Here is an 11,897-nt window from a genome sequence, read left to right as displayed (position 1 = left end):
AAATTTGGTGCCGAAGACCGGAATCGAACCGGTACGGTGTTTAACCACCGCAGGATTTTAAGTCCTGTGCGTCTGCCAGTTCCGCCACTTCGGCTTGAAATTTGTTTTGTCCCTGACGACAAGATTTATTATATATTACACCTATGTTTATGTCAACACTTTTTCTTAAAAAAAAATTCTTTTTTATTTATACCAGTCAAAAACCCCTTAAGCACTAAGCTTAAGGGGTTTTTAATCACATAAATTTATATAAACTTATTTTTATTTACTAACGAATTAATAGTTTTTCTTACTATTTTTACTTCTGAATTCTTGATGTTTTTTTACATCAACCATTCTCTCTTCGCTATCTTTTAGAAATTTCGACATTTGATCTTCAAAATTTCCTGTTGATTTTTTCTTTTCAGCTTTCCATTCAACATCTACTGGTTTAACACTCTTTTTTGGTTTTGGTGTTCCCTGCTTAATTGAAAGACTTATTTTCCCATTTTCTTCTATTGAGATAACTTTAACCTTAACTTTATCTCCTTCTTTTAAATGCTCGTTTATATCCTTTACAAAAGAATCTGCCACTTCTGAAATGTGGACTAAACCTGTTTTTCCACCTTCGAGTTCTACAAAAGCTCCAAAATTTGTGATATTAACCACTTTACCGTCTAATATGTTTCCTGCCGCTAAGCTCATCTTTAAAAGATTCCTCCTTAATTTGAATAAATATCTATGTTATTAATAATAATAACCTAATTGTTTGAATTTGAGTCACCTTTTTATTTATCTTTTATGATTTCTTCACCTGGTTTAACCATGTCAAGTCTTTCTCTAGCTAAGGTCTCAATATATTCATCTGTATTTACTGTCTTCATCTTTTCTTCAAGTACTTTATTTTGTTTTTTCAAGTCTTTTAATTCATCCTTTTTCATTAATATTTCTTTTTCAATTTTTTTCATCTTAATTTCCTGATCAATAAAACTAAAAATAAAAATACCACCCAAAACAAAAAAAGCTAGATTTTTGAATTTCACCCTTTTTCTCATCCACAATACCCCTATTATATTATTCTCATATTTACATTTTAAACATTAGTATAAGTTTATTCAAGCCTTTTTTTTACATATTCATTTCTTTCCTCGCATTTTAGAGTTCATTAGCCTTATAGAATATGTTGTATTTTTATATCCTATTCTAATTATTCTCCATGCACCATCTAAAAATACTACTTCTGCCTTATAAACAAACTTACTTAACAGTTTTAAGTATATAACTAATCCAGCTACTATAAAGATATATACATATGGACCTAAAAACGCATAATTATTATACAATAAAAATGTAAATACTGCTATTGCACTTAATATCCAAAATAATATATCTTCTATCATTGCTATTACTCTTACTACACTTTTTCCCCGTATTATTCTATAAATATCAAATAAACCACCTAAAATAACCCCTGCTGCTATACTATATAAAACCATATTAATTTGCATTTCAATACTTAAAGGCATAGTCTACACCTTCTTTCTTCGCAAAATATTAATAAATTTTCTTTTAGTATTTTTGTTATTTGTATAGATCATACTACTTACATATCCTTCTACAATAACATCTCCATTTTTCACATCTAGTCTATTTACTTTTAATCCTTGCCCTTTAATACTCATTTTTCCTAAAACAGTATTTAAGATTATTTTTTCTTCATTGAAACTTAAAACTTCATTAACACCTGTTAATGTCATTTTCCTTCTGTTTTCTAACTCTATTTTACTTTGTAACTTAATAGAATTATTGTCTTTATTCATAACATCTGCCCCTTATATAGTTTTTCTCTTTATGAATATATGACAATTATCCATTCCTTATTCTTTTTATTCTCTAATTTTGTACTTAAATTATTTACACTTTTTCTTTTTATTATTCTATTATTTTATACATTTCTTTTGCATCTTCTTTTCTTACGTGTTCAGCGATATTAATTATTTCTGCTTTTATGCTTCTACTTGCAAATGCAATTTCTATTATATCCCCTTCTTTTACAGTTGTTGATGACTTTGCTATTTTTCCATTTATTATAACTCTTTCACTTTCACAAGCCTCTTTAGCTACTGTTCTTCTTTTTATTATTCTTGATACTTTTAAATATTTATCTAATCTCATTTTTATTCCTCCTTACAAGAAAAAACCCGAGTTCCCCCGGGCTTTATTAAGTATTTATATTTAAAATAATTACTTATTAACTTTTTCTTTAAATTCTTTTCCTGCTTTGAAAACTGGAACAGTTGAAGCTGGAATTTTTATAGTTTCTTTAGTTCTTGGGTTTCTTCCTTCTCTAGCTGCTCTTTCTCTAGTTTCGAAAGTTCCGAATCCAACTAATTGAACTCTTTCACCATTTTCTAATGCTTCTTCAACGCTTTCAATGAATGCTTTTAATGCTAATTCTGCATCCTTCTTAGTTAATTTAGACTTATCAGCCATACTAGTGATTAATTCTGCTTTATTCACAATTACATCCTCCTTAAATAACAAGTTATTTACTTATAGTACTTGTTAATTCTTAAATATGTACTATACTTACTTCTCTTATTATATTATTACTTTTTCATCTAGTCTACACCGATTGAATAAATTATTCAATAGTTTTACAAAAAATTATCTAACATACCTTAGTTTTTCAGTATAGTTTCAACAAAGTATTATATTCTCCACAAAACTTTAAATTCCTTTTCTTATAAAAGAATTTACATTTTTTTAGCTTCATTCCAAAGCTTATCTAGCTCTTCTGTAGACATTTCTTTCATATTTTTCCCACTTTTTAATGAAGCTTCTTCTACTTTTTTAAATCTTTTTATAAATTTATCTGTAGCTAAATTTAATGATTCTTCACCATTAACATTTAAAAATCTACTTATATTAACGCATGCAAAGAATAAATCTCCTACTTCCTCTTTTATTCTATCCTCATCATCTGTTTTATATACATCTAAAACTTCATTTAATTCTTCTATTACCTTAGCTGAGGCACCTTTTATAAATTCTTCTTTCCAGTCAAATCCCGCCTTAGATGTTTTAACCTGTACCTTCTCTGCCCTCTCCACTGCTGGAAGGGCTTTTGCTATGGCTAAGACCTCTTCTGCTACTGTATCAAATCCTTTTTCTTTCTTCTTTAATTCTTCCCAATTATTTTCTACTTCTTTTGAAGATATCTCATCACCCTCTTTGAATACATGTGGATGTCTATATATCATCTTTTCACATATTCCACCTATTATATCACCCAAATCAAAGTAACAATCTTCTTTTCCAATTGCTGCATGGAATACAACATGTAATAATATATCACCAAGTTCTTCTATAAGTGCATCATCATCTTCTTTATCAATTGCATCAGCTACTTCATAACTCTCTTCTATAATTGCATTTCTAAGACTTTTATGAGTTTGTTCTCTATCCCAAGCACACCCGTTATCTCCTCTTAATATATCTACAATTTGAATTAAATCATATATATCTTTTTTATTTTCTTCATCCCTAGGCATATATATTGATGTTAAATAATCAATATCTTCTTGCATATCTAATTCATATAAAGGAATTCTTCTAATGCTCTCTAATCCCTTTATTCCAGCTGCTCTCACATAAATTATTTCTGTTTCATCATTATATGATTCTAATAATTTTAATTTTACTTCAGATGCTATAAAAGGATTATATACTTGTGTTATTATAGTTCCTATTCTTTTATCTAATATTTGATTTCCTATATCAAAAGCATCTATAATTTTTAATCCTTCTATAGGATCTATTTTTAATCTATCCATCATAGCATCTATAAAGCTAACTGCTGGTAATATTTCATACTCTATTCCTTTTTCGTCACAAAGGTTCATAAGATTAGACACAGATTTTTCTGCAACTAACGGATGTCCTGGCACTGCATATACAATATCTTCATTTACTTCATCATATTTTTTTATTAAATCCTCTGCAATATTCATATATACATCATCAAAGCTATCATATTTATTATAGTATTCATCATACGTTTTAAATTTTATATTTTTTTCCTTTATAAAATCTACAGTAGGATGTATTTCTGTTCTAAAATATATTTGATTGCTTTCTTCTAAAAGCATTAATGCTCCCATTGTTAGTGCCTCTTTCGCTCCTGGACCTAATCCAATTATCTTAATCATAATATTGCTCCTTTTTATTTTTTAAATTTAGGTATTCTATCAACTATTTCATAAATCTTAAATACTTTCATCACCATAATCAAAGTTATATATACTATAATACCTAAAAATATAGATACTAAGCAAGATATACCGTTACTTCCTATTCTAAGAATTAAAAATTTATAAGATAAAAATACCACAACTCCCATACCTATTGCCCCATATAAAGGTTTCACAAAATTATTATAACTATTTATCTTAACTTTCATAGTTACTTTTAAGCAAATTATATTTAAAATAGCTACGGTCATATATGCAATTATACTAGCTATTATTGCTCCATAAATATTAAATTGTGGATTAGGCACTAAGATACTTGTTATTATAAATTTCACTGTACATCCTACTGCTAATGTTATTATTGGAACTACATATTTACCTACTCCCTGCAAAATAGATGTAGTTGTTTGAGTTATTATAATAAATGGTATTGTAATTCCCATATATTTTAATATTTCAACCCCTCCATAATGACCTTGAAAAACCAACTTCATAATAGGTTCTGCTAATATAAATATTCCTACCATACAAGGAATTGCAATTACACCTGATATTTTCATAGCCATCTCTACCTTATTATTTACATCTCCCTTCTTTCTTAATACATAGCTTTCTGCTATTATAGGCACTAATGAAGCACATAACGCTATTGACAAAGTCATTGGTATATTAACTATTACCGCTGCTTTTCCTGTCATTTGTGCATATAAAATAGTAGCTTGGCTACGTTCTATCCCCGCTTGTAATAATCTTTGTGGAATAAGGATAGAATCTATTAATGTCATTACTGCACTCACAGTCATTGCAAGTGATATTGGTGCTGCTATTTTTAATATTTTATCTGTTACTCCATGGTTAGTTACTACCTTCTTAATTTTAAATTCTTTTTTAATTTTTCTGTACTTAAAATATAAGTATCCTCCCGCAATAATCCCTCCTGCTGCTGCTCCAAAAGCTGCTCCTCCTGCTGCATATTCAATTCCAAGTGGCAATAAAAATACAGCTAGTCCAATTCCAATTACTACTCTTCCTACCTGCTCTAAAACTTGTGATATTGCTGATGGACTCATATTTTGAAGGCCTTGAAAAAATCCTCTATATATTGTCATAATCGATAGTACTAATGGTGCAAATGATATTGCTACTAATGAGTAGTATGATTTCATATCCCACTTTAAAATAATTATGATAGGCTTTGCAAATATAAATAATATTCCCGTTGTTATAAGTCCTAATGCTAACATTAAATATGTTGCTGATTTAACACATTTAAAACTTCCTTCTATGTCTCCCATTGCATTATTTTCAGAGACTATTTTAGATATTGCTACTGGAATTCCTGATGTTATTGCCACAAAAAACATTAATAATGGGTATGACATTTGATAAAATCCTATTCCTTCATCTCCTATTAACATTATTAACGGCCATCTAAAAAACAACCCTAAAAATTTCGCTAATATTCCTGCTACACCTAAAACTATACTCCCTTTTATTAGAGATTGTTTCCTCATAAAATACCCCCAAACTTTTTACTTTCTTACTAATTTTATTTAAAGTTTAGAGGTATTATTACTATTTTTTAATTATGTATTATTATTATTCCATTTGCTTTCCTAAAAATAAAGCTGCAGCTTCTGCTAATTTCATTTCAACATCTGTAAGTTTACTATCTGTTTTTGACATTATCACTACAGCTCCAATAGCATCACCTTCTGCAATTATTGGTGCTACTACTTCTGCTTTTATTTCTTTATGATTTTCATCATTATGTAGTGGAATAACTTTATCACCAGTTAAATGTACAATTTTTCTCCCTTCCATCACTTCTTCAAGTTCTGAGCTTACTTTTCTATCAACATAATCTTTTTTATTTGTTCCTGCTGAAGATATAAATGCATCTTTATCTGCAATAATAACAATATTCCCTACTGTATTTTGAAGACTTTCTACATACTCCTTAGAGAAATCTGTTAATTCCCCTATTGGAGAATATTTTTTTAAAATAACTCCACCTTCTCTATCTGTAAAAATTTCTAAAGGATCTCCTTCTCTGATTCTCAATGTTCTTCTTATTTCTTTCGGTATAACTACCCTACCTAAATCATCAATTCTTCTTACTATTCCTGTTGCTTTCATAATTTATACTAAACCCTCCTTAAAGTTTTATTTTAAAAAACTTTCTTTTATTCTATCTCACACTATTATTATTTGACTAGACAGAAATTTTATACCCATATAACCATTATTTATATTTTATTTTTACAAATTTATTTATTTTTTGTATATTTAATATATACAACTTCATTTTCTTGCATATATGAACTTTTATTAGCATATATTTAACCATAAAATCTATTCAACAAAAGCAAAAAGCACTAGGAATATGCATCCTAGTGCTTTTTATTTTAAAAAATATTAATTATTTTTAGTTAGTTTATCTGTATAAATTTTAACATTAAGATCTTTTTTCCAAGTAGCTAAATCACTTTGTAATTTAGTTTGTTGTTCTTGTTTTGTCAATGTTTCAGTTATTGTTTTTTCAACATCTTTAAATGGTTGGAACGCTAATTTAACATTTTCAACTTGTATTATGTGCCATCCATATTGACTTTGAACTGGTGCTGAAATTTGACCATCTTTAGTCAATGTTCTCATTCCTGCCATAAATTGTGGAACTAATTGTTGTGAGTCATATGGAACCCATCCTAAACTTCCACCTTTATCTTTTGAACCTGGATCTATACTATCTTGTTTTGCAAGTTCTGCAAAGTTCTTGCCATTATCTTTCTTAAGTTCTGCTTCAATTTTATCTGCTTCATCTTTAGTCTTAACTAAAATATGTGAAACATCTGCTCCTGAATCTTTAGTAGTATATAACATTTTATTGTTATTATAGTACTGTTGTGCTTGTTCTGGAGTCACTTTAACTGTGCTATATACAGCTTTTTGTAATGTATCTTGAATAATTATATTATTTTTTATTTGTGTTTCAAGTTCTGCTTGAGTTGTATTCTCTTGTTTTAATGCATTATTAAAAGCATCTTGACCGCCAAATTCTTTAATCATATCTTGAATCTGAGTGTTTACTTGCTTAGTTAAATCTTCTGCACTTGGCTCTGTTTTTAATTTTGGTGCTTCTTGAAGAACTATTTGTTGATCTACTAAAAGATTTAATGTTTGTTCTTCTGCTTGAACATACTCCTGTTTAACTTGTGGATTTTGCATAAAATTATCACCATATTGCTTTTTAACCATTGCAAGTGTTGGTGCCATTGCTTTATCTAAATCCCCTCTTGTTATTTTATAATCCCCAACCTTAGCTAAAACTTCTTTTTGTATAGCTTCTGGCGTCTTTTGTATCATTTTACAGCCCACAATAGATACAGCTACAACTGCAACTATCCCTATCGCTATTAAACTTTTAACTTTACCCACGTCATTACCTCACTTTACTGAAAATTTTCCTTATTTTAACGTTCTTCTTAGTATATCAATATTATACACTTAATTCAATTATGGAAATTTACATATTTATGACTTTTATAATATTTTGAAGCATTTCTTTAAAAAATGCTAATATCTCTTCTTTCTTTACAGATGTTTGCCTAAATATCAACTCTGGATTTTCACCAAATTTTAGTATAAATTTCTTCTTATATCTATCTGTTACTGCATCAAACACTTTTATATAATCCTTATCATTTGCAGTAAATCTAAAGATTATTCCTTTAGGTGTTTCTTTTATTTCTTCAATACCTAAAGATTTAGCTTTACTTTTTATATAAGCTATATCCATTAAATTATAAACACTTTCTGGAATACCAGAATATCTGTCTTCAAGTTCATCTTTTATTTCCATATAGTCATCTTTATTTTCTATAGATGCAATCTTTTTATATACTTCTATTTTTAAATTTTCATCTTCAATATATCTACTTGGTATAAATGCATTAACTTTTAAATCAACTGTTGTTTCTACTGGCTCTTTTGATATTTCACCTTTAATTAATTTTATTGTATCTTCAAGCATTCTACAATATAAATCATATCCTATACTAGCCATATGACCATGTTGTGATGAACCCATCATATTACCAGCACCTCTAATTTCTAAATCTCTCATTGCAATTTTAAATCCTGACCCAAGTTCTGTAAAATCTTTCAATGCTTTTAATCTTTTCTCTGCAATTTCAGTTAATACTCTATCCTTAGTATATAAAAGATATGCATAGGCTATTTTATTACTTCTACCTACTCTTCCCCTTAATTGGTAAAGTTGTGATAATCCCATCTTATCTGAATCCCAAACTATTATTGTATTAACATTTGGCATATCAATTCCTGTCTCTATAATAGTTGTACATACAAGAACATCAAACTCCTTATCCATGAATCTAACCATTTCATTCTCAAGTTGTCTTTCCGTCATTCTTCCATGTGCAAAACTTACATTAGCTTCTGGAACAAGTTCTTTTATATAGGCTGCTATCTTTTCAATATTCTCAACTCTATTGTAAACAAAAAATACTTGCCCTCCTCTATTCATTTCTCTTATAATAGCATCTCTCACAAGCTGATCATTTTGTTCTACAACATAAGTTTGAATTGGATACCTTTCTTCTGGAGGTGTTTCAATAACAGATATATCTCTAGCACCTGTAAGCGACATATGAAGAGTTCTTGGAATTGGTGTTGCACTTAATGTAAGTACATCTACATTCTTCTTTAAACCTTTTATTTTCTCTTTTTGCTTAACTCCAAATCTTTGCTCTTCATCCACTATAAGAAGTCCCAAATCTTTAAATTGAATATCTTTAGTGACTAATTTATGTGTTCCTATTAAAATATCTAAGTTTCCTTCTTTAGCTGCTTGCATCGTTAACTTTTGTTGTTTTGCAGTTCTAAACCTACTAATCATATCAATTTTCACCGGAAAATCTGAAAATCTTTTTAATAAATTCTTATAATGTTGCTCTGCTAAAATAGTCGTTGGTACTAAGAATGCTACTTGTTTATTATCCATAATAGCTTTAAATGCTGCTCTTATAGCTACTTCTGTTTTTCCATATCCAACATCTCCACATAAAAGTCTATCCATAACCTTTACTGATTCCATATCTTCTTTTATTTCTACTAAAGATGTAAGTTGATCTGGTGTTTCTTCATAAGGAAATTCATCCTCAAATTGCTTTTGCCATTCAGTATCTTTACTAAATTTATGTCCTTTTATTGCTGACCTCTCCGCGTAAAGTTTAACTAAATCTTGTGCTATATCATCTATTGATTTTTTAGCCTTTAATTTAGCTTTTTGCCATTCTGCTCCACCAAGCTTATTTACTTTAGGTGTGTTTCCTTCACCACCAATATATTTTTGAATTAAATCAAGTTGATCAACAGGAATATATAATTTATCTCCCTTTTGATATACAATATCTAAATAATCTCTCTTGATTCCATTTACATCAATTTGCTTTATTCCTTTATAAACCCCTATTCCATGGTTTACATGTACAACAAAATCTCCAATTTTAAGTTCTGTAAATGATGTTATCTTAGATACACCTTTTTTATTTTTGGTTTTCTTCTTTGATTTTCTTTTTGCTTCTCCAAAAACATCTTTATCAGATATAACACATATCTTTTGTTCTGGGTAATCAAAACCATTTGATAAATTTCCAAAAGTTATAACAACTTCTCCAAACTGAATTTGATCTACATCGTCCTTATAGACACTTTCTATCTCTCTATCTCTTAAAACTGAAACTAACCTCTCTCCTCTAGTTCTAGTTCCTGATAAAATCAACGTCTTATAACCAGCTTCTTTTTTAGCTCTTATATCTTCTATTAATAAATCTAACTGTCCCTGATAGCGATGTAATGTTATTTGTTTTAAATTCATTAACGAATGTGGTTTTAAGAACTCTCTTACTTTAGGAAATATATCTATAGTTACTATATTTCTCTCCTCTAAAGTGTCTATTACTTTTCCCTCATTTAATAATAATTTTGCATGAGATGGGAGTATATTTCCTTTTTCTAAGAACATAGTAAAGCTTTCTCTAAACTCTATATACATTGATTCAAGCTTACCTAGACATCTTTCTGTATCATCTAATACTATAAGACTACTTCCTATATAATCAAAAAAGGTTTCAAGCTTCGAGTAAAAGAATGGTAGGTACGAATCTATAGTTTCAAAACTCATAGTATTTTCTAGACTTTCTAAATTACTATTCATAGTTTGAGACAATTTAGATTTAATATCTAAATCTTTTATTTTTTCTACCCCTTGCTTTAACTCTTCTCTTATTTTTTCACTAGCTTCTTTTATAATTTCATCATCTACTATAACTTCTTTAGCTGGAAAAATTTCTACCTTCTTCACTTTATCTATACTTCTTTGAGAATCAACATTAAACCTTCTAATAGAATCTACTTCATCTCCAAATAACTCTATTCTATAAGGATATTCTTCCGTTATAGGGAATACATCAAGTATTCCACCTCTTAAAGCAAATTCTCCTTTACCTTCAACCATTTCAACTCTTTCATACCCAGCCTCAACTAAAGTTTTACTAATAACTTTAAAATCAACTTCTTCTGATACTTTTAATTTTATTGTATGGCTTTTATAATAGCTTCTTGGAGTATAGTTTGCTGCGAAAGCTTCTATTGAAGTTACTATTATCTTTTTCTTTTTATTTAATACTTCTTTTATTACCTTAAGTCTTGCCCATCTTAAATCTCCAGATATCGCATCAATATTATAAAAAACAACTTCTTTCACTGGAAAATAATATACATCTAAATTATAAAAACTTAAATCTTCATATATATTCTTAGCTTCTATATCACTATGTGCAACGACAACTAAAGGCTTATCTTCCTCTTCATATAAACTATTTATAAAATAGCTTTTTCCTGAGTCTGATAAACCATAAATTGCTTGTGGAAATTTTTTTTCTTTAATATTTTCTAATATACTTAAAAATTCATTGCTAGACATTAAGGGTTCCATAAGCCCTCTTAATCTCATCTTTATATCACCTCTATACTATTTCTTCTGGTTTAAACCCATTAAATTCATTCATTGCTATTTTAGCATCTTCTTTTATTAATACTTCTGATGCTTTTGCTACTGCTTCTAATGTTTCGTTTAAAACTTTTCTTTCTTCTTTTGAAAAATTACCTAAAACATACTTTATCAAATCATCTTTTGGTGCACCTACTCCTATTTTTATTCTTGGAAATACATCTGTTCCTAAATGGCTTATTATACTTTTTATACCATTATGTCCTCCTGCACTTCCTTTTTCTCTAATTCTTATTTTTCCTACATCAAGACTTATATCATCATAAATAACTAAAACATCTTCATTACTTAGTTTATAAAAGTCCATTACTTCTCTTAAACATTCTCCACTTAAATTCATAAATGTTGATGGTTTTATTATTATAGTTTTTTCTCCCCCTATAATTCCTTCTCCATACTCACCTTTGAATTTTTTCCTGTTTATACTAATATTATACATATCTGCAATAGCATCTATTGCATCAAATCCTATATTGTGTCTAGTATTATTATATTCTTTACCTATATTTCCTAATCCAACAATTAAAAACATATTAAAATCTCCTTATTTTTTTCCTATGTAATTCTAC

12 protein-coding genes and 1 tRNA gene are annotated in these 11,897 nt (G+C 28.5%); all 13 read right to left on the bottom strand.

Going from position 1 to position 11,897, the window contains the following annotated elements:
• Positions 1-5 precede the first annotated feature (5 nt).
• The 13 genes from ACRDDY_RS05885 to pth all read right to left on the bottom strand — a co-directional run bounded on the left by ACRDDY_RS05885 (position 6) and on the right by pth (position 11,860).
• Positions 6-94, bottom strand: a tRNA-Leu gene (locus tag ACRDDY_RS05885).
• Between the two features lie 182 nt (positions 95-276).
• On the bottom strand, positions 277-684 hold the full coding sequence (locus tag ACRDDY_RS05880) for a S1 domain-containing RNA-binding protein (protein ID WP_438564042.1): 408 nt from the start codon (positions 682-684) through the stop codon (positions 277-279).
• An 83-nt stretch (positions 685-767) separates the two neighbouring features.
• A complete protein-coding gene (locus ACRDDY_RS05875) occupies positions 768-1,034 on the bottom strand; it encodes an FtsB family cell division protein (RefSeq protein WP_438564041.1) in 267 nt (88 codons plus the stop codon).
• An 81-nt stretch (positions 1,035-1,115) separates the two neighbouring features.
• A complete protein-coding gene (gene yabQ, locus ACRDDY_RS05870) occupies positions 1,116-1,505 on the bottom strand; it encodes a spore cortex biosynthesis protein YabQ (protein WP_438564040.1) in 390 nt (129 codons plus the stop codon).
• 3 nt (positions 1,506-1,508) lie between these two features.
• A complete protein-coding gene (gene yabP / locus ACRDDY_RS05865) occupies positions 1,509-1,799 on the bottom strand; it encodes a sporulation protein YabP (RefSeq protein ID WP_438564039.1) in 291 nt (96 codons plus the stop codon).
• Between the two features lie 112 nt (positions 1,800-1,911).
• Positions 1,912-2,154 (bottom strand): RNA-binding S4 domain-containing protein, encoded by a 243-nt coding sequence (locus tag ACRDDY_RS05860; RefSeq protein ID WP_438564038.1) that lies wholly within the window; start codon positions 2,152-2,154, stop codon positions 1,912-1,914.
• A gap of 69 nt (positions 2,155-2,223) precedes the next feature.
• Positions 2,224-2,499 carry an HU family DNA-binding protein gene (locus ACRDDY_RS05855; RefSeq protein WP_438543075.1) on the bottom strand — a complete coding sequence of 92 codons (276 nt, stop codon included), beginning with the start codon at positions 2,497-2,499 and terminating at the stop codon, positions 2,224-2,226.
• Between the two features lie 236 nt (positions 2,500-2,735).
• Positions 2,736-4,190 carry a nucleoside triphosphate pyrophosphohydrolase gene (gene mazG / locus ACRDDY_RS05850; RefSeq protein ID WP_438564037.1) on the bottom strand — a complete coding sequence of 485 codons (1,455 nt, stop codon included), beginning with the start codon at positions 4,188-4,190 and terminating at the stop codon, positions 2,736-2,738.
• Between the two features lie 14 nt (positions 4,191-4,204).
• The gene (locus ACRDDY_RS05845) at positions 4,205-5,746 is read right to left on the bottom strand and encodes a putative polysaccharide biosynthesis protein (protein ID WP_438564036.1); all 1,542 of its coding nucleotides are present in this window, start codon (positions 5,744-5,746) and stop codon (positions 4,205-4,207) included.
• An 85-nt stretch (positions 5,747-5,831) separates the two neighbouring features.
• Positions 5,832-6,371 carry a stage V sporulation protein T gene (gene spoVT / locus ACRDDY_RS05840; protein ID WP_438564035.1) on the bottom strand — a complete coding sequence of 180 codons (540 nt, stop codon included), beginning with the start codon at positions 6,369-6,371 and terminating at the stop codon, positions 5,832-5,834.
• 279 nt (positions 6,372-6,650) lie between these two features.
• Positions 6,651-7,670 carry a peptidylprolyl isomerase gene (locus ACRDDY_RS05835; RefSeq protein WP_438564034.1) on the bottom strand — a complete coding sequence of 340 codons (1,020 nt, stop codon included), beginning with the start codon at positions 7,668-7,670 and terminating at the stop codon, positions 6,651-6,653.
• 88 nt (positions 7,671-7,758) lie between these two features.
• Positions 7,759-11,271: a transcription-repair coupling factor gene (gene mfd, locus ACRDDY_RS05830; protein WP_438564033.1), complete on the bottom strand. Its 3,513-nt coding sequence runs from the start codon at positions 11,269-11,271 to the stop codon at positions 7,759-7,761.
• Between the two features lie 13 nt (positions 11,272-11,284).
• Positions 11,285-11,860 carry an aminoacyl-tRNA hydrolase gene (gene pth, locus ACRDDY_RS05825; RefSeq protein WP_438564032.1) on the bottom strand — a complete coding sequence of 192 codons (576 nt, stop codon included), beginning with the start codon at positions 11,858-11,860 and terminating at the stop codon, positions 11,285-11,287.
• Positions 11,861-11,897 lie beyond the last annotated feature (37 nt).

The organism is Clostridium sp. (assembly GCF_051656525.1).
Lineage (GTDB): Bacteria > Bacillota > Clostridia > Clostridiales > Clostridiaceae > Clostridium.
The sequence above is the reverse complement of the archived record's forward strand: the minus strand, read 5'-3'. Positions and strand labels throughout refer to the sequence as shown.

Coding starts and splice junctions, on each gene's coding strand:
- ACRDDY_RS05875 (WP_438564041.1), bottom strand. CDS start 1,034: ATGAGAAAAAGGGTGAAATTCAAAAATCTAGCTTTTTTTGTTTTGGGT.
- ACRDDY_RS05860 (WP_438564038.1), bottom strand. CDS start 2,154: ATGAGATTAGATAAATATTTAAAAGTATCAAGAATAATAAAAAGAAGA.
- mfd (WP_438564033.1), bottom strand. CDS start 11,271: ATGAGATTAAGAGGGCTTATGGAACCCTTAATGTCTAGCAATGAATTT.
- yabQ (WP_438564040.1), bottom strand. CDS start 1,505: ATGCCTTTAAGTATTGAAATGCAAATTAATATGGTTTTATATAGTATA.
- pth (WP_438564032.1), bottom strand. CDS start 11,860: ATGTTTTTAATTGTTGGATTAGGAAATATAGGTAAAGAATATAATAAT.
- spoVT (WP_438564035.1), bottom strand. CDS start 6,371: ATGAAAGCAACAGGAATAGTAAGAAGAATTGATGATTTAGGTAGGGTA.
- yabP (WP_438564039.1), bottom strand. CDS start 1,799: ATGAATAAAGACAATAATTCTATTAAGTTACAAAGTAAAATAGAGTTA.
- ACRDDY_RS05845 (WP_438564036.1), bottom strand. CDS start 5,746: ATGAGGAAACAATCTCTAATAAAAGGGAGTATAGTTTTAGGTGTAGCA.
- ACRDDY_RS05880 (WP_438564042.1), bottom strand. CDS start 684: ATGAGCTTAGCGGCAGGAAACATATTAGACGGTAAAGTGGTTAATATC.
- mazG (WP_438564037.1), bottom strand. CDS start 4,190: ATGATTAAGATAATTGGATTAGGTCCAGGAGCGAAAGAGGCACTAACA.